This is a genomic window from Azospira restricta (assembly GCF_016858125.1).
Lineage (GTDB): Bacteria > Pseudomonadota > Gammaproteobacteria > Burkholderiales > Rhodocyclaceae > Proximibacter > Proximibacter restrictus.
Window position 1 is genome coordinate 2,229,095 of record NZ_CP064781.1, and the last position, 23,098, is coordinate 2,252,192.

A 23,098-nucleotide genomic window follows, 5' to 3' on the forward strand; every position below is an offset into this window, starting at 1 on the left:
GGCGATTCAGTTCTCGACGATGCGGCGGGCGCCGTTGTAGCGCTTGACCCAGTAGCTGCTGCCCATGTCCTCGACGCGGACCTCGCCGCCGGGGCGCGGCGAGTGCAGGAAGCGGCCTTCGCCGAGGTAGATGCCGACGTGCGAGAAGGCGCGGCGCATCGTGTTGAAGAACACCAGATCGCCCGGTTTCAGTTCCTTGCGGTCGACGCGGTCGCCGACCTCGCTCATCTCGTGCGAGGTGCGCGGCAGGATCAGGCCGACCGACTCGCGGAAGACCAGCTGCACGAAGCCGCTGCAGTCCAGCCCGGCGTCCGGGTCGGTGCCGCCGCGGCGGTAGCTGACGCCGACCATTTCCAAACCCTTCAGGATCAGGTCCTGGGCGCGGTTGGTATAGCGCTCGAGCAGGGAGGGTTCCTCGCTGCGGCGCTGCTCTTCGTTCGCCTGCGCCGGCAGGGTGACGGCGGCGGCGAGCAGCGCGCCGGCGACAACGGAGGCGGCGCGGCGCAGCAGCGGGCGGTGGGAAAAAATCGACATAGCCGCGAAATGTATTTGAAATCCAAGGCCTTGTAAACCTCGGACGGGGAATCCGCGGGGGTCGCCGGGCGCCTCCGGCGGGGTCGGCCGGCGCATGCGCGGTGGACAACGCCTTGCCCGGATGGAGTAATCTTTCCTTGGCGCCGGCGGCCCTGGCGGGGCGAACGGCGAAGTTTCCGGCGCGCTGATTTTGTGTTTATAATTCGTAATTATGAATTAGGTTTGCCCCGCCCAACTCGAGGAGCTGGCATGAGCCCGTTCAAGGCTTACCTGATCGAAGAAATCGAAGGCAAGGTCGAATCGCGCTTTGCGATGCTGACCGAGGCGCAGCTCGACCCCGGCGAGGTGACGATCAAGGTCGCCTACTCCAGCGTCAATTACAAGGATGCGCTGGCGGCCACCGGGGCGGGCAAGATCATCCGGCGCTTCCCGTGCGTCGGCGGCATCGACCTCGCCGGGACCGTGCTGGAGAGCGCCGACCCGCGCTTCCGGGCGGGCGAGGCGGTGATCGCGACCAGCTTCGACATCGGCGTCGCGCACCACGGCGGCTATGCCGAGGTCGCCCGCGTGCCGGCCGCGTGGGTGGTGCCGCTGCCGGACGGGCTGTCGCTGTACGAGGCGATGGCGCTGGGCACCGCAGGCTTCACCGCGGCCCTCGGCATCGTGCGCATGGAGGAGAACGGGCTGGCGCCGGAGAAGGGGCCGGTGATCGTCTCCGGCGCGACCGGCGGCGTCGGCAGCCTGGCGGTCGACATGCTGGCGCGCCGCGGCTACCGCGTCGTCGCGCTCACCGGCAAGGCGAGCGAGACGCCGTGGCTGAAGGAACTGGGCGCCGACGAGGTGCTGCTGCGCGAGTCGCTGGATCTGGCGAAGATCCGGCCGCTCGACCGGGCGCAATGGGCCGGCGCGGTGGACAACCTGGGCGGCGAGGTGCTGGCCTGGATGGCGAGCACGATGAAGCAGGGCGGCACGATCGCCAGCATCGGCTTGGCGGCGAGCCACGCGCTGAACACGACGGTGATGCCGTTCATCCTGCGCGGGGTGAGCCTGCTCGGGGTCGATTCGGGCTACATCGGCGAGCCGTACCGCAGCGGCATCTGGCAGCGGCTGGCGAGCGACCTGAAGCCGCCGCACCTGGCGGCGATGTCGCGGACGGTGCCGTTCGCCGAGCTGCCGGCGCTGTTTCCGGAGTACCTGGCGGGCCGGGCGCGCGGCCGCGTCGTGATCGACGTCGGCGGGGCCGGCGGGTGAGGGCGGCACGATGAGCGAGCTGCGTCAGTTGCCGCGCGTGCTGATCGTCGACGATTCGCGCATGGTGCGCGCCTCGATCATCAAGCACCTCCGCGGCCACTACGACTACCGCGAGGAAAGCGACGGCGAGGCGGGCTGGCAGGCGCTGGTGCTGGACCATTCGATCCAGGCGCTGATGACCGACCTGTCGATGCCGGTGCTGGACGGCTTCGGGCTGCTCGAGCGGATTCGCAATTCGCGGCTGGCGCGGATTCGCGAAATGCCGGTGGTGATGATCTCCGGCGACGAGGACGAGTCCGTGCGCGAGCGGGCGAAGGTGCTCGGCGTGTCGGACTTCATCACCAAGGGCACCGGCGGCGCCGAACTGCTGTCGCGGCTCGATTCGCTGATCCGCCTGGCGGCGGCGCAGCGCGAGCTGGACAAGAGCCGCGACCAGCAGGTGCAGGATCCGGACACCGGGTTGTTCACGCGCCGCTACATCGAGCTGCAGACGGCGCAGGCGCTGTCGCACGCGTCGCGGCACGGCAGCCAGGTGAGCGCGATGCTGCTCGGCTTCGACCGCTTCGAGACGCTGCGCGCCGAGGCCGGTCCGGAGGTGGCGAAACAGTTGCAGAAGCGCTTTGCCCGGCTGCTCGCCGACAAGGTGCGCAAGGAAGACAGCCTCGGCCACTACGACGACAACGCTTTCGTCGTCGTCTCGCCGGGCTTGCCGGCGGCGTCCTGCGAAGCCTTCGGCCACCGCCTGCGGGCGGCGATCGAGAGCGCCAACATCGCCGCGCACGGGCAGCGGCTGCAGCTGTCGGTGAGCATCGGCATCGCCAACAGCCCGGACGACGCCGTCACCTCGGCCGGCGCGCTGCTCGAGCTGGCGGCGCAGCGGCAGCAGCTGGCGATACAGGCCGGCGGCAACCAGCTGGTGGGGGTCGGCAACCAGCTGCGCGTGGTTGCGGCACCGGCGCCGGTGGCAGCGGTGCCGCCGCCTCCGCCGCCGACCGTGGCGCAGGCGCTCGACCTGTTGCGCGCCGGCCAGGGCGAGGCCTTGCGGCCGCATGCCGCCAGGCTGGCGGCCGAGCTGCTGCCGCTCTTGGCGCTGATCGAGCAGGAAAGCGGCGTCGACCTGTCGCTCGCCGCGTTGAAGGAAAGGATTCTGGACCGTGAGCCGAAGAAATAAGAGCTCCGGCGGAATATTGATGTGTGCAGGTAACTTGGAAAATCGGTAAAGGGAGTCTCATGACCACGATTCAGGAAGTCCACAAGCAATCCATCGACAATCCGGATGCCTTCTGGGGCGAGCAGGCCAGGCTCGTCGACTGGCACAAGCCGTTTACGCAGACGCTCGATTTCTCGCGTCCTCCCTTCGCCAAGTGGTTCGTCGGTGGCGAGACCAACCTCTGCTACAACGCCGTCGACCGCCACGCCGCCAAGCGTCCGAACGACCGCGCGCTGGTCTATATCTCGACCGAGACCGACGAGGAGAAGGTCTACTCGTTCGCCGAGCTGCAGCGCGAAGTCGAGCGCATGGCCGCGATCATGCTCGGCCTCGGCGTCGGCAAGGGCGACCGCGTGCTGATCTACATGCCGATGATCGCCGAAGCGGCGTTCGCGATGCTCGCCTGCGCCCGCATCGGCGCCATCCATTCGGTCGTCTTCGGTGGCTTCGCCTCCGGCTCGCTGGCCACCCGCATCGACGACGCGGCGCCGAAGCTGATCGTGTCGTCGGATGCCGGCATGCGCGGCGGCAAGGCCGTGCCCTACAAGCACCTGCTCGACGAGGCGATCAACCTCGCCGCCAACAAGCCGGCCAAGGTGCTGATGATCGACCGCGGCCTCGACAAGGGCTTCAACAAGGTCGACGGGCGCGACGTCGACTATGCGACGCTGCGCGCGCAGCACATGGACGCCCAGGTGCCGGTCACCTGGCTGGAGTCGTCGGAGCCCTCGTACATCCCGTACACCTCCGGCACCACCGGCAAGCCGAAGGGCGTGCAGCGCGATACCGGCGGCTACGCGGTGGCGCTCGCCTCGTCGATGAAGAACATCTTCTGCGGCGGCGAGGGCGAGACGATGTTCGCCACCTCCGACATCGGCTGGGTCGTCGGCCACTCGTACATCATCTACGGCCCGTTGATCGCCGGCATGTGCACGATCATGTACGAAGGCACGCCGCTGCGTCCGGACGCCGGCATCTGGTGGCACATCGTCGAGAAGTACAAGGTCAACGTGATGTTCTCGGCGCCGACCGCCGCCCGCGTGCTGAAGAAGCAGGACCCGGCGTACATGCACAAGTACGACCTGTCCACGCTGAAGCACCTGTTCCTCGCCGGCGAGCCGCTCGACCAGCCGACGCACGAATGGATCATGGGCGAGCTGAAGCTGCCGGTGATCGACAACTACTGGCAGACCGAGACCGGCTGGCCGATGCTGTCGCAGATGCCCGGCATCGAGCAGAAGCCGCTCAAGTTCGGCACGCCGAGCTTCCCGGTCTATGGCTACAACCTCAAGATCTTCCGCGAGGACGGCTCGATCTGCGACGCGAACGAGAAGGGTATCGTCGGCATCATGCCGCCGCTGCCGCCGGGCTGCCTGTCGACGGTGTGGGGCGACGACGCGCGCTTCGTGTCGACCTATTTCTCGCTGTTCAAGGAGCCGCAGGTGTACTCGTCGTTCGACTGGGGCATCCGCGACGAGGAGGGCTACCACTACATCCTCGGCCGCACCGACGACGTCATCAACGTCGCCGGCCACCGCCTCGGCACGCGCGAGATCGAGGAGGCCGTGCAGGCCCATCCGGCGATCGCCGAGGTCGCCGTCGTCGGCGTCGCCGACCAGGTCAAGGGCCAGATGCCGATGGCCTTCGCCGTGGTCAAGGACGCGGCGAAGGTGGCGACGCCCGAGCTGAAGCAGGCGCTGGAGAAGGAAGTGATGAAGAAGGTCGACGAGATCCTCGGCGCGATCGCCCGTCCGGGTCGCGTGCACTTCGTCACGGTGTTGCCGAAGACGCGTTCCGGCAAGCTGCTGCGCCGCTCGATCCAGGCGCTCGCCGAGGGCCGTGACCCGGGCGACCTGACGACGATCGAGGATCCGGCCGCGCTCGAGCAGCTGAAGTCGGCGCTCGGCGCCTGATCCGCGTCGTGGCATGATCGGGGCCCGCCCGCCGGCGGGCCCTTTTTCGTTCACTCCCCGCTACCGGAGTTCCGATGTCGCTTTCCTGGCTGATCGCCAACCTCGTTTCCAGCCTGCTGCTGCCGCCGGGCAACGGCCTGGTGCTGGCGGTCGCCGGGCTCTTCCTGTGGCGCCTGCGGCCGCGGCTGGCGCGCTTCCTGGTCACCGCCGGCGTCTTCCTGGTCACCGCGCTGTCGCTCGGCGTCGTCGCCCGCGCGCTGTTGGCGCCGCTGGAGGCGAGGCATCCGCCGCTGCCGCCGGCGGCGCTGGCGCGACTGCCGGTCGACGCGATCGTCGTTCTCGGCGCCGGTCGCTACCGTTCGCCGCCGGAATTCGGCGATGACGACGTGTCCGGTTCAGGGCTGGAGCGGCTGCGCTACGCGGCGCTCGAACGCGACTTCGGCGTCCGCGTGCGCTGGGTCGAGTCGGCGTCCGCCGATACCGCCGAGAACGCGCGCCATTCGGCCGGACTGCTGCTGCCGGCCGGCGCGCAGCGGATCGCGCTGGTCACCCACGCCTGGCACATGCCGCGCGCGACGGCGGCGTTCGCGGCCGCCGGCTTCGCGGTGACGCCGGCACCGACCGCGTTCGCCGCGGCACGGCCGGCGACGCCGCTCGATTTCGTGCCGCGCGCGCCGGCGATGCAGCAGGCGGCGACCGCGCTGCACGAATGGTTCGGCCTCGCCTGGTACGCGCTGCGGCGCTGAGCGCGGCCCGCCGCGACAGATCGACCGCTGCCGGCTATCATGGCGCCCGGCACCGCGCCGGACGGTGCCGCGATTCCCCGACCCGGAGACGAACATGAAGCGAATCCTGATCCCCATCCTGCTCGGCCTCTGCCTGCCGCTGTCCGCAACGTCGGCGGCGGAGGGCGGCGCCCAGCCGGCGACGGTGCTCGGCGCCCACGACCGGCCGATTCACGACGCCGCCCGCCTCGGCAGCGGCCAGGACGTCGAGAAGATTCTCAAGGCCGAGCCGGCGATGCGCGACGTGCGCACGCAGCACGGCTCGACGCCGCTGCATCTGGCCGCGACCAATCCCGACACCGGCGCGCTGAAGGCGCTGCTCGCCGCCGGCGCCGACGTCAATGCGCGCGACAGCGAGGGACTGACGCCACTGCACATGACCGCCTACACGCAGAACGCGAAGCATGCGCAGCTGCTGCTCGAGGCCGGCGCCGACCCCTACGCCAAGACCAATGCCGGCCGCGACCCGACCTCGATGGCGCGCAAGACGCGCTCGGACGAGGTCGCCGGCGTGATTTCGCTGTGGATCCTGAAGGGCTGCAAGGCCGGCAAGCCCTGCTGACGCGCGCCTGTCCCGGGCGGGGCGCGCTCAGCCGGCGGTGCCCGGCGCGGCGGCCTGCCAGCGCTCGGTCCACACCGCGGCCGGCTCCGGGCGGCCGAACAGGTAGCCCTGCAGCAGCTCGCAGCCGTGGCGGGAGAGGAATTCCCGCTGCGCCTCGTTCTCGACCCCTTCGGCGACGACCTTGAGGCCGAGGTTGCGCGCCAGCGCCAGCGTCGCCGCGCTGATCGCCGCATCGTTCTCGTCGGTCTCGATGTCGCGGACGAAGGCGCGGTCGAGCTTCAGCGTGTCGATCGGCAGCATCTTCAGGTAGGCCAGCGACGAGTAACCGGTGCCGAAGTCGTCGATCGCCAGTTCGACGCCGAGGCCGCGCAACGCCTCCAGCCGGCCGATCGCGCGCTCCGGGTCTTCCATCGCCGCCGACTCGGTGATTTCCAGCTCCAGCTCGCCGGGCCCGATGCCGTAGGCCTCCATCGCCGCGCGCACCTGCGCCACCAGCGTCGACGAGCGCAGCTGCTGCGCCGACAGGTTGACCGCGATGCGTAGCGCGGGCATCCCCGCCGCCCGCCAGGCGGCCTTCTGCCGGCATGCCTCCTCCAGCACCCAGGCGCCGATCGCCTCGATCGCGCCGGTCTCCTCGGCGATCGGGATGAAGGTCAGCGGCGGCACCAGGCCGCGTTCGGGATGCCGCCAGCGGATCAGCGCCTCGACGCCGCGCACAGCGCCGCTCTTCGCGCAGACCTGCGGCTGGTAGTGCAGCTCGTACTGGCCGGCGGCGAGCGCGCCGCGCAGGTCGCGTTCGAGCTCCATGCGCTCGGTCGCCGCTGCGGTCATCGCCGGGCTGAAGAACTGGAAGTTGTTGCGCCCCTTGGCCTTGGCGAAGTACATCGCCGCGTCGGCGTTCTTCATCAGCGTTTCCGAGTCCTCGCCGTTGGTCGGGAACATGCTGATGCCGATGCTCGGCGTCGAGTGCAGGATCTTGCCGTCCACCGTGTACGGGCTCGACAGCGCGACCAGGATCTTCGCCGCGACCAGCGCCGCGTCCATGTCGCAGGCGAGGCTGGTGAGCACGACGACGAACTCGTCGCCGCCCAGCCGGGCGACGATGTCGCTCTCGCGCACGCAGTCGCCGAGCCGGCGCGCGACTTCGACCAGCATGCGGTCGCCGGTGTGGTGGCCGAGCGTGTCGTTGATCACCTTGAAGCGGTCGAGGTCGATGAACATCACCGCCAGCTGACGGACTTCCCGGCGCGCGGCGAGCAGCGACTGCGCCAGCCGGCTCTCCAGGTTGTAGCGGTTGACCAGCCCGGTCAGCGCGTCGTGGTGCGCGAGATGGTCGATGCGCGCCTCGGCCGCCTTGCGCTCGCTGATGTCGGTGAAGCTGGCGATGTAGTTGGTCAGCGCGCCCTGCTCGTCGTGGATCGCCGAGATCGCCGCCCACTTCGGGTAGCTCACGCCGTCCTTGCGCAGGTCCCACAGCTCGCCCTGCCAGTAGCCCGATTCGTTCAGCGCCGCCCACATCGCCTGGTAGGTCTCGCGCGGCGTCTGATGCGAGGCGAGCACGCGCGGATCCTTGCCCAGCAGTTCCTCCGCCGCATAGCCGGTGTCGCGGGCCAGCGCAGCGTTCACGGCGACGATGCGGTTGTCGCGGTCGGTGATCATGATCGCCTCGCCGCTGTGCTCGAAGGCCTTGGCGTAGAGGCGCAGCGCTTCCTCGGCGCGCTTGCGGTCGGAGATGTCGCGCCAGGCGCAGTAGATCGCCTGGCGGCCGGCGAGGTCGATCACCGACAGCGTCACCTCGGCGGTGAAGTGGCTGCCGTCGGCGCGGGCGTGCACCCATTCGAAGCGGTGCAGCCCCTTCTCGCGCGCCAGCGCCATCATCCGCTCGGCCTTGCCGAACGAATCCTCACCGTCCGGTTGCACCGGCGGCGACAGTTGCGACGGGTGGGCATTGAGGATTTCGTCGCGGCTGGCGTAGCCGAGCATGTTTACCGCCGCATCGTTGCACTCGACGAAGTGGTCGTCCTCGATGATCCACACCGGGTCCGGCGATGCCTCGAACATCGTGCGCAGGCGGCTTTCCGCGCTTTGCCGCTGGGTCATGTCGCGCAGCGTCTCGACCACCGCGAGCAGATTGCCGCCGGCGTCGCGGATCGGCCCGGCGTCGATCTCCAGGTACAGCTGCGCGCCGCGCAGCGGCATCACGCACCAGTTCTCGGTGTGCACGCCGAACTCGAGCTCCGGCGAGCGGTGGTGGATCGGGTAGTAGTCGCCGACCTCGTGCAGGCGGCCGTCGATCATCAGGTCGGCGAGGCAGGGGCGCTCGCTGGCGTAGAACGCGCGCCAGTGGTCGGCGGTGCCGAGAACCTGCGCCGCCGGCATGCCGGTCAGGCGCTCGCAGGCCTTGTTCCAGACGATCACGCGGTGCCGGGCGTCGAGGACGAAGGTCGGCACGACGAGCTGCTGTACCACCTCGGTGGTGAAGCGAAGGTCGCGGTCGATCGGCGTCTTGTCGTCGTCGCGCTTGCGGAGCGGTACCGCGCTGGCCATTCGGGTTTCCTGGAACTTGGGGGCAAATACCGTTATCGGCGGGAAGGCGAAAATATTAACAGGGAACGCGGTGCCCGGCGGCCGCTCCGGGAACTGGTCCCGCGCCGGCGAATGGCCTACGATGGGAACGAGGCGGGTCGGTGCGCCGCGCGCGCTGCCGCGAACAAGAAGAGGAGAGGGCTTATGTCGCAGACTGCGGAGCAGGGCAAGGCCGAACAACTCGCGGCCGTCGTCGACATGTTGCGCAGCCGCCTGCCGGCGGCCGAGGCGCCGCTCGCGGCGGCGTTCGCCGAGCGCTTCTACAGCCAGGTGGCGCCCGAGGACCTGGCCGAGCGCAGCGTCGCCGACCTCTACGGCGCCGCGCTGTCGCAACTCCATTTCGCGCGCCGCTATGCCTCCGGCGCGCCCAAGCTGCGCGTCTACAACCCGCGCACCGAGGAGCACGGCTGGCAGACGACGCATACCGTGATCGAGATCGTGAACGACGACATGCCCTTCCTCGTCGACTCGATCACGATGGAGGTCAACCGCCAGGGGCTGACGCTGCACCTGATCATCCACCCGGTGATGAAGGTCTGCCGCGACGCCGACGGCGCGCTGCAGGGCTTCGCCGACGGCGACGGCGGGGACGGCAGCGGCTGCGCCTACGAATCGATCATCCACGTCGAGGTCGACCGGCGCACCGAGGCGACGCAGCTGGAGGCGCTGCAGGCGGGCCTGCTGCGCATCCTCGGCGACGTCCGCGCGGCGGTCGCCGACTGGGGGGCGATGCGCGCGCGGATCGCCGAGATCGTCGCCGAGGTCGAGCGCACGCCGCCGCCCGACGAACCGGAGGACGCCGCCGAGGACATCGCCTTCCTGCGCTGGATCGCCGACGGCAACTTCACCTTCCTCGGCTACCGCGAATACGAGCTGGCCGGCGAGAACGGCGAGGACGTGCTGCGCGTCGTCGACGGCTCCGGCCTCGGCATCCTGCGCGAGCACGGCGGGCAGCGCTCGATCTCGTTCGCCGCGCTGCCGCCCGAGGCGCGCGAGATCGCCCTCGAGCCGCGGCTGCTGGTGCTGACCAAGGCCAACGCGCGCGCCACCGTGCACCGCCCGGGCTACCTCGACTACCTCGGCATCAAGCGCTTCGACGCCACCGGGCGGACGGTCGGCGAGCGTCGCTTCCTCGGCCTGTTCACCTCGTCGGCCTACGACACCAGTCCGCGCCAGATTCCGCTGCTGCGCCGCAAGATCGACACCGTGGTCCGCCACGCCGGCTTCCTGCCCAACAGCCACGCCGCGAAGACGCTGTACAACATCCTCGAGCAGTACCCGCGCGACGAGTTGCTGCAGATCACGCCGGACGAGCTGTTCACCATCGCCATCGGCATCCTGCGCCTCGGCGAGCGCCAGCGCACGCGGCTGTTCGTGCGTCGCGACGCCTTCTGCCGCTTCTTCTCGTGCCTGATCTACGTGCCGCGCGAGAACTACAACACCGAGCTGCGCGAGCGCATGCAGGCGGTGCTGATGGAAGCCTTCGCCGGCCGCGCGTCGGAATTCAACGTGCAGCTCTCGGAATCGGCGCTGGCGCGCATCCACATCGTCGTGCACACGCAGCCCGGCTGCGGCGGCAACTACGACGTCGCCGACATCGAGCGCCGCCTCGTGCTGGCCGCGCGGCGCTGGCCGGACGAGCTGCGCCAGGCGCTCACCGAGCGCGGCGGCGAGGAGCGCGGCAACCTGCTCTACAACCGCTACGCCGGCGCCTTCCCGGCCGGCTACCGCGAAGCCTACGCGGCGCGCGCAGCGGTCGGCGACATCGAACTGATGGAATCGCTCGCCGGCCCCGAGGGGCTGGCGATGAACCTCTACCGGCCGCTCGAGGCGACGCCCGGCAGCCTGCGCTTCAAGGCGCTGTGCGAGGGGCAGCCGATGCCGCTGTCGGTGTCGCTGCCGATGCTCGAGCACATGGGCGTGCGCGTGCTCGAGGAGCGTCCGTACGAGATCCGCCGCAACGGCCTGCCGGGCGTCTGGCTGCACGACTTCGGGCTGTGGCGCGCCGACGCCGAGGAACTCGACATCGACCGCCTGCGCGACGTCTTCCAGGACGCCTTCCTCGCCGTCTGGCGCGGCGCCGCCGAGAACGACGACTTCAACCGGCTGGTGCTCGGCGCCCGGCTGACCTGGCGGCAGGTGACCGTGCTGCGCGCCTACGCCAAGTACATGCGGCAGGCCGGCTTCACCTTCAGCCAGGCCTACATCGAGCAGACGCTCGCCGCCTGGCCGGCGATCGCGCGCCGCCTGCTCGAACTCTTCGTCGCCCGCCACGACCCGGCCGCGGAAACCGGCCGCGACGCCCATTCGGCGCGGCTGGAAGCGGAGATCGCCGGCGCGCTCGACGCCGTCACCAGCCTCGACGAGGACCGCATCCTGCGCCAGTTCCTCGCCGTCATCCTCGCCACCGAGCGCACCAACTACTTCCAGCGCGACGCCGGCGAGGCCAAGTCCTACCTGTCGTTCAAGCTCGACCCGCACCGCGTTCCGGGGCTGCCGGAACCGCGGCCGATGGCCGAGATCTACGTCTATTCGCCGCGCGTCGAGGGCGTGCACCTGCGCGGCGGCAAGGTCGCCCGCGGCGGCCTGCGCTGGTCCGACCGCATGGAGGACTTCCGCACCGAGGTGCTCGGGCTGATGAAGGCGCAGATGGTGAAGAACACGGTGATCGTCCCGGTCGGCTCGAAGGGCGGCTTCGTCGTCAAGAACCCGCCCGCCGGCGGCGACCGCGACGCGCTGCTGCAGGAGGGCGTCGCCTGCTACCGTACCTACCTGCACGGGCTGCTCGACCTCACCGACAACCTGGTCGGCGGCAAGGTGGTGCCGCCGGCCGCGGTGCACCGCCGCGACGGCGACGACCCCTACCTGGTGGTCGCCGCCGACAAGGGCACCGCCAGCTTCTCCGACTACGCCAACGCGGTCTCGCGCGAGTATCGCTTCTGGCTCGGCGACGCCTTCGCCTCCGGCGGCTCGGCCGGCTACGACCACAAGAAGATGGCGATCACCGCGCGCGGCGCCTGGGAGTCGGTCAAGCGCCACTTCCGCGAGCTGGGCGTGGACACGCAGGCGCAGGAGTTCACGGTGGCCGGCATCGGCGACATGTCCGGCGACGTCTTCGGCAACGGCATGCTGCTGTCGCCGCACATCCGGCTGGTCGCCGCCTTCGACCACCGCCACATCTTCATCGACCCGAACCCGGACGTCGCGGCGAGCTTCGCCGAGCGGCAGCGCCTGTTCAACCTGCCGCGCTCGTCCTGGGCCGACTACGATACCGGCCTGATCTCGGCCGGCGGCGGCGTGTACCCGAGGAGCGCCAAGTCGGTGACGCTGTCGCCGGAGGCGCGCGCCGCGCTCGGCATCGACGCCGAGACGCTGACGCCGCAGGAGCTGGTGCATGCGATCCTGCTGGCCCCGGTCGACCTGCTCTACAACGGCGGCATCGGCACCTACGTGAAGAGCCGGCGCGAGAGCCACGCCGACGTCGGCGACCGCGCCAACGACGCGATCCGCGTAAACGGCGGCGAGCTGCGCTGCCGCGTCGTCGCCGAGGGCGGCAACCTCGGCTGCACGCAGCTCGGGCGCATCGAGTACGCGCTCGCCGGCGGCCGCATCAACACCGATGCGATCGACAACTCGGCCGGCGTCGACTGCTCCGACCACGAGGTCAACATCAAGATCCTGTTGAACGCGGTGATCGAGGACGGCGAGCTGACCGAGAAGCAGCGCAACGCGCTGCTCGCCGAGATGACCGACGAGGTCGCCCGGCTGGTGCTGCGCGACAACTACTTCCAGACGCAGGTGCTGTCGATCGCGCGCGCGCGCGGCGTGCACCTGCTCGACGAGCAGGCGCGCTACATCCGCCACCTGAGCAGCGCCGGCCGCCTCAACCGCCGCCTCGAGTTCCTGCCCTTCGAGGAGGAGATCGGCGAGCGCAAGGCGGCCGGGATCGGCCTCACCGCGCCCGAGCTGGCGGTGCTGCTCGCCTACAACAAGATGGAGCTGTTCGAGGCGCTGCTCGCCTCCGACGTGCCCGAGGACGCCTACATCTCGACCGCGCTCTCGCGCTACTTCCCGCAGCCGCTGCGCGAGCGCTTCCCGGCGCAGCTCGAACGGCACCCGCTGCGCCGCGAGATCGTCGCCACGCACGTCGTGAACAGCATGGTCAACCGCGTCGGGCCGACCTTCGTCTTCCGCTTGCAGGAAGAGACCGGCGCCGCGCCGCCGGACATCGTCCGCGCCTACCTGGCGACGCGCGAGGTATTCGGGCTGGTGCCGCTGTGGCAGGCGATCGAGGCCCTCGACAACCGCGTCGCCGACGCCACGCAGACCGAGATGATCCAGGAGGGGCTGCGCCTGATCCAGCGCGGCACGCTGTGGTTCCTGCACCACCGCGACCACCTGCGCGACCTGGCGGCGACGCTGGCGCGCTTCACCGGCGGCGTCGAGGCGCTCGCCGCGAGCCTCGCCGACGTCGTCGCGCCGCCCTACCGCGCCGAGCTCGACGCGGTCGTCCGCCGCTTCGCGGCGCAGGGCGTGCCGGACGAACTGGCGCAGCGCGTCGCCTGCCTCGAGGAACTGTATTCGGCGCTCGACCTGATCGAGGTCGCCGCCGAGACCGGCGCGCCGGCCGAGCGCGTCGCCCGCGTCTACTTCACCCTCGGCGGCGAACTCGACCTGCACTGGCTCGGCCGCCAGATCGGCACGCTGCCCGCCGACACGCACTGGCAGGGCATGGCCCGCGCCGCGCTGCGCGACGACCTGTCGTCGCTGGCGCGCAGCCTCGCCGCCGAAGTGCTGCGCGGCGGCGCCGGCGACGCCGAGGTCGAGGCGCTGCTGACGGCGTGGAAGGCACGGCACGCCTTCCAGTACGAACGCTGCCGCCAGCTCTTCACCGAGATCCGCGGCAGCAGCGCGCCGGACATGCCGATGCTGTCGGTCGCGCTGCGCGAGTTGCGCACGCTGGTTTGAACGACATCGCGTACCCACTGATGGGCAAGAAAGACGAGTCCTGCCACTGCCTTGGTGACGTCGTGCCGTCCAGAATGGATGGCGGGTTTCCGGAGTTCATGGCGCATGTGCTGCCGAATTCAAGTTGGAGCGCTTATGTCGCCCACACTGAAGCAAGTGCCGTTGAGTGAATGGCGATCCGACGGAGCTGAAGTCGCCCTCTGCACTCTTCCCATCGAACCCGGGGCCTTGTCTGCTCGAACGGGCTTGTTGTTTTCGGTGGAAAGCGATGATCTCGGAGAAAGGTATGTGGCAGCAGCCACGATTGACGGCGACACCGTTCTTTTTCATGCGCGCCCGAAAGGCGCCGCACCACGGCAACGCGAATTCGTGAGTGTCACTGCTCGTGGAGATGTCAGAAACCTTTCGGCGTTGCTGGAGCAGGTATTGGAAATTGCCTCAGTTACTCAAGCTCAGCTACTTTGGACTCAGCCTGAACAGGGTCCCCGCGAGTGGGCTTTGTACCGTTTGGACGACAACAACAATCGCTTTCTGATGTCATACTTCAGCGATCGATATCGAGCTGAAGTTCTGGCACAGCATTATGAGAGTCTGGGGCACAAGCAAACATACTATGTCGAGCGCGCGCTCTGACATTAGGTTCAGTAAAAAGGGGTCTGACCCCCTTTTCCCCACCCCCTTTTCCCCCACCCCCTTTTCCCCCTTTTCCCATTACCCTTTTTACCATCGCCTTGCCGCAACCGAAGGAGCAGCTCTATGCCATACGTGAATGTTCAGATCACAAAAGGCGCCAGCCGCGAACAGAAGGCGCAGCTTGTCAGGGACATCACCGAATCGCTTGTGCGAGTACTGGGAAAGAAGCCCGAGCACACGCACGTCGTGATTCAAGAGATTGCCGAAGAGGACTGGGGCTTCTCCGGCATGCTCACGGATGATTGGAAAAAAGCCCAAGGCAGGTGACCGCTTTCTGATTTTTCGAGGCTTCAATGCAAATCCGCCGCTGGTGGCTGGCGATCGTCGCGACATTGCTGACCCCTTGGATCGGTCCGCATGTCGATCGCTACGTGCCGGTGGGCTGGGTGTTGTTGCGGGCCGGCGCCGAGGGCGCCGATCGTGGATTCTGGGGTATCGCCGCTATCGGACTGGGGGGCGTTTTTCTCGCGTGGCTTGCGTTGTTCAGCGGGCTTGCCGCCTGGCTTGCGCGTCGCCGGCGCGATCACGGTCGTGCGGACGACGCCGGTACCCCTTAGGAGCGCAATCGCGATGCGTGGTCGCCGCTTCCCGTTCCTGACCGCCCTCGGCGTCGGCTTGACGGCTGGCTTCGGCTACCCGCTCGTGGATCTCGCGCTCGCCTGCCGCGTGCCCGTCTCCGAAGCCTGCGTTTGGGGCAAGGCATATCTGCCATTGACTCTCGGCGTCAGCGCAGTGGTTCTGGGCGGCCCGGTCACGGCGGTTGCCTACGCCATGCTGAGATGGCGGCGTCGATCGCGCGACGATGCCGACCGGGCGGCCACTCGACCCGACCGGGAACCGACGGAATGAACCGGTTTCGTCTGGCGGCCTTTCTTCCCTCGCCCCGAAGTCTGGTCCGCGCCCTTCGGTTCTGCGCGGCAGCAGTGGCCCTGCATGGGATGCTGCTGTGGCTCGCCACTGCCACCGAGCCTGTTTTCCCTGTCGCCTCCGATCTGTTGGCGAGCGTTTATTTCTGGGTGGTGTTGGTCCCTGCCTTGGTGCTTGCCAGCCCGTTTACCGCCATGTTCTGGCAGCTGGGCTTGATGACGGCACCCGGCTGGTTCGCCTGGCCGAAGCCGCTGGGCATTGCCCTCGCCTATCTGATCTGGATTGCCGTTCTGCTCGGGCTTGCTCTGGCGGTGCGACGGTGGTCGAACAAGAATCGACTTGCTCAGCTCAGCGATCCACCGGACGCGGCGCGATAAAAAGGGGAAAAGGGGCCGGGCTCGGATTAAATGCTCGGCCTGTGAAATGTTCGCCATCGCGGCGAACCGTTTCACCTGTGCCATCAGCCACGGCCGGTTCTGCGTATCTGAACGGTATCGCGAGAAGACTAACCTGCCGATCTCTTCAGCTGCATGGAGAGCGCAAAACGATCTGCCGGGTGAACCGTCAGCGAGACCTCGAATACCTGGCCGGCGGCATCAAGGTAGCGACGAAGAATCTGCAGACCCGGCATCCCGGGCGTTACCTGCAATGCTTTGGCGATCGGGTCTGAAATCGCAATCGCCTGGACGACCTGGCGGATTTCTGCGACGCGCCGGCCGTAGCGCCGTTCGATAAGGGCGCTGATTAAGGTGTCCGGTTCATTCCGAACCATTTCCCCAATCTCGGCATATTCCGGATCGATATAGACATCCGTCCATCCGACCGGCCGCTGGTTGCTGCGATCGACCCGCAAGCTGGAAACCGCCAGCCACCGGGAACCGTTCGGGAAGCCCAGGGTTTTCGCCAAATGGCCGCTGACGGCGATTTCGCGGACAGACTGCACCACCCGAACATTGGTCGCTCCGAACTGAACCAAATCCTCAAGTGACCCGAGCGACGGGCGGAATTCGTTGCGCGGTTCCGCTGACTCTACCCGCGTGCCGGCATTTTTTTTCCGGGACACCAGGCCGAGTTGCTGTAACTCGTTCAGCGCCGCGCGAATCGTGTGGCGACTGGTGTTGAACTGCGCGCAGAGCTCCAGCTCGCCGGGAAGAACGCTGCCGATCGGATATTTCCCCGTGGCGATTCCCTCCGTCAGGGTGCGCGCGATATCGGCGAAATGCGGCTTGTTTACAGGCTTTTTCATAGCCCGGGAATTCTACGTCAAAAAGTTCTTGCGCCTTATGTTCGGACATATTATATTGCGCACATGTCCGGACATATTGAATTCGGGATGACCATTAATCCTTCCCGGTCGGCTCGGCCGGGGAGTGCCTGAGGAGAGACCCATGAGCAACTTTGCACCGGCGGCGAGCACCGTCGTTGATTCGATCCTGTTCCGCGACGCCTTCGGCACCGCGCAGATGCGCAGCCTCTTTTCGGACCGTGCCCTAGTGCAGCGCTACATCGACGTCGAGGTAGCGCTCGCCAGGGCCGAGGCGCGCGTCGGCGTGATTCCGGAGAATGCCGCCGCGGTCATCGCGCGCGAATCGAGAATCGAACGGATCGATTTCGATCACATGCGCCAGGAAACCGACATCGTCGGCTACCCGATCCTGCCGCTCGTGCATCAACTGGTCGAGATGTGCGGTGATGCCGGGCGCTACCTCCATTGGGGCGCGACCACGCAGGACATCATGGACACGGCGGTGGCGCTACAGGTACGCGATGCCCTCGACGTTATCGAGGCGGATGTCCGCGAACTGAGAGAAATCCTGGCTGACCTCGCGCTCAGGCACCGCGATACGCCGATGGCCGGCCGTACCCATCTGCAGCAGGCGCTGCCGGTGACCTTCGGTTACAAGGTCGCGATCTGGTTGGCGATGTTCGACCGCCATCAGCAGCGCATCGCGGAACTGCGGCCGCGTATCGCCGTCGTCGAATTCGCCGGTGCGGCAGGTACGCTCGCCTCGCTCGGTGCGAAAGGGTTCGCAGTTCAGGCGGCGCTGGCCGACGAGCTGGGGCTGGGCGTGCCGGCGACGACCTGGCACGTTGCCCGCGACGGGTTGGCGGAGGCCGTCAATCTGCTGGCGCTGATCACCGGGTCGCTGGGGAAAATTGCCCTCGACATCATGATCATGGCCTCGACCGAGTTCGCCGAGGTCTATGAACCCTTCGTCAAGGGGCGCGGCGCCAGCAGCACCATGCCGCAAAAGCGCAACCCGATTTCCAGCGAGCTGATGCTGGCGGCGGCGAAGGCTGTGCGCCAGCACGCCGGCCTGATGGCGGATGCGATGATTCAGGATTTCGAACGCGCCACCGGACCATGGCATGCCGAATGGATCGCCATCCCGGAGAGCTTCATCCTGACTGCCGGAGCCTTGCATCAAGCCAAATTCGCGCTGGGCGGACTGATCGTCGATGCCGCCCAGATGAAGCGCAATCTGGGGCTCAGCAGGGGGCTGATCGTGGCCGAGGCGGTGATGATGGGCATGGCGCCGTTCATCGGCCGCCAGCAGGCACATGACGTTGTTTACGACGCCTGCCGGACCGTCAATGAAAAGGGCGGTTCGCTGGCAGATGCCCTGGCCGCGCTGCCCATCGTTACCGAGCACTTCGACCGGCCGGCGATCGAGCACCTGACCGATCCCGAGAACTATCTAGGCCTGGCGCCGCAGATGGTCGACCGTGCCGTGGCGCTGTCCCGGCAGGTCGCCGCCTGAGGCACGGGCGAAGTTTTTTCCACACCACCCACGACTTACACAGCAGGAGACAAACCCATGAAAAAAATCGTTCTCGCGCTTGCCGCGATCACCGGTCTTGGCCTGAGCCAGACGGCCTTGGCGCAGGAGCCGGTCACCATCAAGTTCAGCCATGTGCTTGCGGTCGATACGCCGAAGGGCAAGGCGGCCGAGCTTTTCAAGAAACTCGCTGAAGAGCGCACCAAGGGCAGGGTGAGGATCGAGGTCTACCCGAACAGCATCCTGTACAAAGACAAGGAGGAAATTGAGGCGCTACAACTGGGGGCGGTACAAATGCTAGCCCCTGCACTGTCGAAGTTCGGTCCGCTGGGCATCCGTGAATTCGAGGTCTTCGATCTGCCGTATGTGTTCGACAACTATGCGGAACTGCACAAGATCACGCTCGGGCCGATCGGCGCCGGCCTCCTGAAAAAGCTCGAACCCAAGGGTATCACCGGGCTGGCGTACTGGGACAACGGGTTCAAGCAGATGAGCTCCAACAAACCGATGAAGAAACCGGAGGACGCCAAGGGCCAGAAGCTGCGAATCCCGTCTTCCAAGGTGATCGACGCTCAAATGCGCACGCTGGGCGCGATGCCCCAAACCATGGCCTATTCCGAGGTCTATCAGGCGATGCAGACGGGGGTGGTCGACGGGTCAGAGAACACCCATTCCAATCTGTTCACCGGCAAGCATCACGAAGTCCAGAAATACCTGACGCTGACCGATCACGGGTATCTGGGGTATGCGGTCATCGTGAACAAAAAATTCTGGGATGGTCTGGATCCGGAAATCCGGAAGACGCTGGAGGGCGCCATGAAGGACGCGACGACGTACAACAACGAGATCGCCCAGAAGGAGAACGACCAGGCGTTGGAGAACGTCAGGAAGTCGGGCAAGACGCAAGTGATCGCGCTGACGCCGGAAGAGAAACAGGCCTGGAAGAAAGCCACCATGAAGGTCCACGAACAGTTCGCGGATAAGCTGGGGCGCGACACCTTGCAGACGATCTATCGCGAGACCGGTTTCGACCCGTCCGGGCGCTGATTGCCGCGACAAGCGCAACGGCCGGCATCGGGCCGGCCGCGCCTTGGCTCGGCTGGCAGTTGTGCTTGCCGGGGTTTATGGCGCGGCGGCAGTGCCGGATCGGCCGCCTGTTGCACAGGCGGACCGGCGAGGATGCCATCTCCTTCCGCCGCTATTTGTTGCCTCGGGTCGCGCCTAGCGGCCCGCCGCGTGGAACTTCACCCAGTCCACATAGCGATCCATCCACCCCTGCAGGAACTTGCGCACGCCCTCGCCGAGGTTGCCGTCGGCGTCGAAGGTGCCTTCCTTGACCTGGATGAAGGCCTCGGGCTGGCCCAGCGTCGGCATGTCGAGGTAGGCGAGGATGTTGCGCAGGTGCTGCTGCGCCAGCGCGCTGCCGATGGCGCCGACCGAGGCGCCGAGCACGCCGGCCGGCTTGCCGGCCCAGGCGCTGTGGCCGTAGGGGCGCGAGGCGTTGTCGATGGCGTTCTTCAGCACGCCGGGCAGCGAGCGGTTGTATTCCGGGGTGACGAAGAGCACGCCGTCGGCGGCGGCGATCTCGGCCTTCAGGCGCTTGACCGGCGCCGCCTGGTCGGCGTCGTCGTCCTGGTTGTAGAGCGGCAGGTCGCCGATCTGCAGCTGCCGGAACTCGAACTCCGGCGGCGCCAGGCGGACGACGGCGTTCGCCAGTTGGCGGTTGATCGAATCCTTGCGCAGGCTGCCGACGACGACGGCGATCCGGTACTGGCTCATGAGAGTCTCCTCTTGGTGTTGTGGGGTCGGGTTGTTGGCGGCGGTTCAGTTCATTTCCCGTCGTCGATGGCGAGCGGGCCGCTGCCGTGGACGACGACGTAGAGCAGGCCGCCGGCCATCGCCAGGTTCTTCATGAAGTGGATTGTCTGGTTCTGCACCATCTCCGGCGGCACCGCCCAGAAGGCGTGGAAGATTAGCGCCGTCAGCAGCGTGAAGCCGAACAGCGCCGCCGCCGCCCAGCGCGTCTTCCAGCCGACGACGAGCAGGATGCCGCCGCCCAGTTCGAGCGCCGCGGCGCCCGCCGCCAGCAACTCGGGCAGCGGCAGGCCCTTGCTGGCGATGTAGCCGGCGGTGCCGGAGAGGCCGACGGCCTTGCCGTAGCCGGCGACGATGAAGATGATCGCGATCAGGATGCGGCCCGCGAGCGGGCCGAAGCGTTCCAGGACAGCCATGACCTCCTCCTTTCTCGCGGCGAGGCGCCGCCGCGGCGGCCGGCAGCACGGATGCAACTTCCGGCTTCCATGTGACATGCCGGCGCGGTCATGGTTCGCCGGCGCCGGGAAAGCGGCTAGAACGGCAGCTCGCCCTGCCGCGCCGGCGGAACCTGCATTGCCTCGGCCAGCGGCGCCAGCCCGCTGGCGCGGACGCCGAGCAGGCGGAGCCTGGCGTCGAGCGGCACGCGCTTCAGGCATTCGCCGGCGGCCTGGCGGATCGGCCGGCCGTCGGCGACCGGCGCCGGCAGCGTCAGGTCGCGCGTCGCCGTGCGGAAGTCGGCGTAGCGCAGCTTGATGCCGATCGTGCGCGCGGCGTAGCCCTTGCGCCGGAGGTCGTCGGCGAGGCGCTGGCAGAGGCCGGTGAAGATCTCGGAGAGTTCGCTGCGGTCGCTGCGCGCGTGCAGGTCGCGCGCGAAGGTGGTTTCGCGGCTGATCGACTTCGGCTCGGATTCGGTCACCACCGGCCGCTCGTCGATGCCGTGGGCGACGCGGTGCAGCCACTCGCCGTAGCTGCGGCCGAAGTGCGCGACCAGGAGCTCCGGCGTTGCCGCGGCCAGTTCGCCGATCGTGGCGATGCCGAGCCCGGCCAGCTTTTCCGCCGCCTTCGGGCCGATCCCGTTCACCTTGCGCGCCGGCAGCGGCCAGATGCGCGCCGGAATATCGTCCGCCGCGAGCACGGTCAGCCCGTCCGGCTTCTCCAGGTCGGAGCCGATCTTTGCCAGCAGTTTGTTCGGGGCGACGCCGATCGAGCAGGAGAGGCCGGTGGCGGCGAACACCGCGTCCTTCAGCCGGCGCGCGAGCGGCAGTGTGTCCTCGGCGATGTCGCTCAGGTCGAGGTAGATCTCGTCGATGCCGCGGTCCTCGATCTGCGGCGCGATCGCGGCGACGGCGGCCTTGAACCGGCGCGAGTAGTGGCGGTAGGCGTCGAAGTCGGCCGGCAGCAGGATCGCGTCGGGGGCGAGCGCCGCCGACTTCATCAGCCCCATGCCGGAGAACACGCCGAGCGCGCGCGCCTCGTAGGTCGAGGTGGTGACGACGCCGCGCCCGACGTAGTCGGCGAGCCGCGCGAAGCCGTCGCCGCCGGCGCGCACCGCGCCGCGGCCGCCGACCACCACCGGCCGCCCGCGCAATTCGGGGCGGCTGAGCAGCTCGACCGACGCGAAGAAGGCGTCCATGTCGAGATGGGCGATGCGGCGATTACTGTTCATCCGTACAGTATACCGGTGCCGGCACGGCGCGCCCAGGCGCTGCGGTTAGAATCGGCGCATCCCGTCCTCATTCCGGAGCGCCGATGCTGCCCCGTTCGCTCAACGCAAGAATCCTCCTCGGCGCCGCGCTCGGCATCGCCGGCGGCCTGCTCGTCGCCGGCGGCGGCCCGCTGCACGGCGAGGCCGGGCCGGTGCTCTACGCGGCCAAGCTGCTCGGCTCGCTGTTCCTCGACCTGTTGCGGCTGGTGCTGGTGCCGCTGGTCTTCGCGTCGATCGTCGTCGGCGTCGCCAACCTCAGCGCGCACCGGCAGATGCACCGCGTCTGGCAGACGACGCTGATCTTCTTCGTGCTGACGATGGCCATCGCCATCCTCATCGGCTTCGGCGCCGCGCACCTGTTCCGTCCCGGCGAGGGCCTGCAGCTGGCGATGTTCGAGGAGGCGACGCGCAATTTCCAGGCGCGGCAGATGCCGCTGCCCGACTACATCGCGCAGTTCCTGCGCGGCATGTTCCAGAATCCGTTCAAGGCGCTGGCGCAGGGCGAGATCCTCGCCGTCGTCGTCGTCGCGCTCTTCCTCGGCATCGCGCTGGTGGTCGGCGGCGAGCGCTACCGCAACCTGAAGCAGGTGCTGCAGGAACTGCAGGAGCTGTGCCTGATGGTCGTCGGCTGGATCATGCACCTGGCGCCGTTCGGCATCGCCGCGCTGCTGCTGCAGCTGGTGGCGACGCAGGACACGCGCCTGCTCGAGAGCCTGGCGCACTTCATCGCGGTGGTGATCGGCTCGACGCTGTTCCACGGCGCGGTCGTGCTGCCGCTGCTGCTCTACCTGGTCACCGGCGTCACGCCGCTGCGCTTCTGGCGCGGCGCGCGCGAGGCGCTGGTCACCGCCTTCGCCACCAGCTCGAGCGCGGCGACGCTGCCGGTGACGCTGCGCTGCACCGAGCAGCATCTGCACGTGAAGAAGGACATCGCCAACTTCGTCGTGCCGCTCGGCGCCACCGTCAACATGGACGGCACCGCGCTCTACGAGGCCGCCGCCGCGCTCTTCGTCGCGCGGCTGGCGGGCATCGACCTCGGCCTCGGCGAGCAGCTGGTGATCTTCTTCGTCGCCATGCTCGGCGCCGTCGGCGCGCCGGGGATTCCCAGCGTCGGCATGCTGAGCATGGTGCTGGTGCTCGAATCGGTCGGCCTGCCGACCGCGGCGATCGCCATCCTGCTGCCGATCGACCGCGTCCTCGACACCGTGCGCACCGCGGTGAACGTCGAGGGCGACATGGTCGGCAGCCTGGTCGTGCAGAAGCTGACGGAGTCCGCCGACGCGCCGCGCGCCCAGGCGGCTAGCAGTTAGCCAACCTGAATCCGGCAGGTGTTGCCTGCCGTCATTCCGGGCTTGGCCCGGAATCCCGCCGGGTCCTGCCGGATTCCGGCGTTCGCCGGAATGACGAACTTATCCATCCGTTTCAACAC

General features: G+C 68.1%; 20 protein-coding genes. 14 read left to right on the plus strand and 6 right to left on the minus strand.

The window, feature by feature from the left end:
• Positions 1 to 6: 6 nt before the first annotated feature.
• Positions 7 to 534 carry a C40 family peptidase gene (locus IWH25_RS19070; protein ID WP_275403807.1) on the minus strand — a complete coding sequence of 176 codons (528 nt, stop codon included), beginning with the start codon at positions 532 to 534 and terminating at the stop codon, positions 7 to 9.
• A gap of 249 nt (positions 535 to 783) precedes the next feature.
• Here IWH25_RS19070 and IWH25_RS10970 point away from each other — a divergent pair, with 249 nt between their 5' ends.
• From IWH25_RS10970 to IWH25_RS10990, 5 genes are all read left to right on the plus strand, one after another.
• The gene (locus IWH25_RS10970; protein WP_203385846.1) at positions 784 to 1,785 is read left to right on the plus strand and encodes an oxidoreductase; all 1,002 of its coding nucleotides are present in this window, start codon (positions 784 to 786) and stop codon (positions 1,783 to 1,785) included.
• 10 nt (positions 1,786 to 1,795) lie between these two features.
• Positions 1,796 to 2,956, plus strand: coding sequence for a GGDEF domain-containing response regulator (locus IWH25_RS10975; protein WP_203385847.1), 1,161 nt, complete (start codon positions 1,796 to 1,798; stop codon positions 2,954 to 2,956).
• Positions 2,957 to 3,015: 59 nt separating this feature from the next.
• A complete protein-coding gene (locus IWH25_RS10980) occupies positions 3,016 to 4,908 on the plus strand; it encodes a propionate--CoA ligase (protein WP_203385848.1) in 1,893 nt (630 codons plus the stop codon).
• 74 nt (positions 4,909 to 4,982) lie between these two features.
• Entirely contained in the window at positions 4,983 to 5,654 is a 672-nt protein-coding gene (locus IWH25_RS10985) for a YdcF family protein (RefSeq protein ID WP_203385849.1), read from the plus strand.
• 94 nt (positions 5,655 to 5,748) lie between these two features.
• Positions 5,749 to 6,255: an ankyrin repeat domain-containing protein gene (locus IWH25_RS10990; RefSeq protein WP_203385850.1), complete on the plus strand. Its 507-nt coding sequence runs from the start codon at positions 5,749 to 5,751 to the stop codon at positions 6,253 to 6,255.
• Positions 6,256 to 6,282: 27 nt separating this feature from the next.
• Here the strand turns inward: IWH25_RS10990 and IWH25_RS10995 are convergent, their stop codons facing one another.
• A complete protein-coding gene (locus IWH25_RS10995) occupies positions 6,283 to 8,802 on the minus strand; it encodes a sensor domain-containing protein (RefSeq protein WP_203385851.1) in 2,520 nt (839 codons plus the stop codon).
• 183 nt (positions 8,803 to 8,985) lie between these two features.
• Between IWH25_RS10995 and IWH25_RS11000 the strand changes: the two genes are divergently transcribed.
• The 6 genes from IWH25_RS11000 (at position 8,986) to IWH25_RS11025 (ending at position 15,746) form a co-directional block, all read left to right on the plus strand.
• On the plus strand, positions 8,986 to 13,809 hold the full coding sequence (locus IWH25_RS11000; protein ID WP_203385852.1) for an NAD-glutamate dehydrogenase: 4,824 nt from the start codon (positions 8,986 to 8,988) through the stop codon (positions 13,807 to 13,809).
• A 135-nt stretch (positions 13,810 to 13,944) separates the two neighbouring features.
• Positions 13,945 to 14,442: a hypothetical protein gene (locus tag IWH25_RS19075; RefSeq protein ID WP_238998868.1), complete on the plus strand. Its 498-nt coding sequence runs from the start codon at positions 13,945 to 13,947 to the stop codon at positions 14,440 to 14,442.
• Positions 14,443 to 14,565: 123 nt separating this feature from the next.
• Entirely contained in the window at positions 14,566 to 14,769 is a 204-nt protein-coding gene (locus IWH25_RS11010) for a tautomerase family protein (RefSeq protein WP_203385853.1), read from the plus strand.
• Between the two features lie 26 nt (positions 14,770 to 14,795).
• Positions 14,796 to 15,059 (plus strand): hypothetical protein, encoded by a 264-nt coding sequence (locus tag IWH25_RS11015; protein ID WP_203385854.1) that lies wholly within the window; start codon positions 14,796 to 14,798, stop codon positions 15,057 to 15,059.
• Positions 15,060 to 15,072: 13 nt separating this feature from the next.
• Complete coding sequence (locus IWH25_RS11020; protein WP_203385855.1) at positions 15,073 to 15,351, plus strand: hypothetical protein; 279 nt, start codon at positions 15,073 to 15,075, stop codon at positions 15,349 to 15,351.
• Positions 15,348 to 15,746 carry a hypothetical protein gene (locus IWH25_RS11025; RefSeq protein WP_203385856.1) on the plus strand — a complete coding sequence of 133 codons (399 nt, stop codon included), beginning with the start codon at positions 15,348 to 15,350 and terminating at the stop codon, positions 15,744 to 15,746. Before IWH25_RS11020 ends, IWH25_RS11025 begins: the two co-directional genes overlap by 4 nt.
• Positions 15,747 to 15,874: 128 nt before the next feature.
• Here the strand turns inward: IWH25_RS11025 and IWH25_RS11030 are convergent, their stop codons facing one another.
• Positions 15,875 to 16,615, minus strand: a complete 741-nt coding sequence (locus IWH25_RS11030) for a GntR family transcriptional regulator (protein ID WP_203385857.1) — start codon at positions 16,613 to 16,615, stop codon at positions 15,875 to 15,877.
• A 142-nt stretch (positions 16,616 to 16,757) separates the two neighbouring features.
• Here IWH25_RS11030 and pcaB point away from each other — a divergent pair, with 142 nt between their 5' ends.
• Together pcaB and IWH25_RS11040 are read left to right on the plus strand one after the other, a co-directional pair.
• Positions 16,758 to 18,131: a 3-carboxy-cis,cis-muconate cycloisomerase gene (gene pcaB / locus IWH25_RS11035; protein ID WP_203385858.1), complete on the plus strand. Its 1,374-nt coding sequence runs from the start codon at positions 16,758 to 16,760 to the stop codon at positions 18,129 to 18,131.
• A 57-nt stretch (positions 18,132 to 18,188) separates the two neighbouring features.
• Positions 18,189 to 19,196 carry a TRAP transporter substrate-binding protein gene (locus IWH25_RS11040; protein WP_203385859.1) on the plus strand — a complete coding sequence of 336 codons (1,008 nt, stop codon included), beginning with the start codon at positions 18,189 to 18,191 and terminating at the stop codon, positions 19,194 to 19,196.
• Positions 19,197 to 19,370: 174 nt separating this feature from the next.
• On the opposite strand, the gene IWH25_RS11045 is transcribed toward IWH25_RS11040, so the two are convergent.
• The 3 genes from IWH25_RS11045 to dinB all read right to left on the minus strand — a co-directional run bounded on the left by IWH25_RS11045 (position 19,371) and on the right by dinB (position 21,630).
• A complete protein-coding gene (locus IWH25_RS11045) occupies positions 19,371 to 19,928 on the minus strand; it encodes an NADPH-dependent FMN reductase (protein ID WP_203385860.1) in 558 nt (185 codons plus the stop codon).
• Positions 19,929 to 19,978: 50 nt separating this feature from the next.
• Positions 19,979 to 20,380, minus strand: a complete 402-nt coding sequence (locus tag IWH25_RS11050; RefSeq protein ID WP_203385861.1) for a DoxX family protein — start codon at positions 20,378 to 20,380, stop codon at positions 19,979 to 19,981.
• Positions 20,381 to 20,496: 116 nt separating this feature from the next.
• Positions 20,497 to 21,630 carry a DNA polymerase IV gene (dinB, locus tag IWH25_RS11055; protein ID WP_203385862.1) on the minus strand — a complete coding sequence of 378 codons (1,134 nt, stop codon included), beginning with the start codon at positions 21,628 to 21,630 and terminating at the stop codon, positions 20,497 to 20,499.
• An 83-nt stretch (positions 21,631 to 21,713) separates the two neighbouring features.
• On the opposite strand from dinB, the gene IWH25_RS11060 reads away from it, so the two are divergent.
• The gene (locus IWH25_RS11060) at positions 21,714 to 22,979 is read left to right on the plus strand and encodes a dicarboxylate/amino acid:cation symporter (protein WP_203385863.1); all 1,266 of its coding nucleotides are present in this window, start codon (positions 21,714 to 21,716) and stop codon (positions 22,977 to 22,979) included.
• The last annotated feature ends 119 nt before the right edge of the window (positions 22,980 to 23,098 follow it).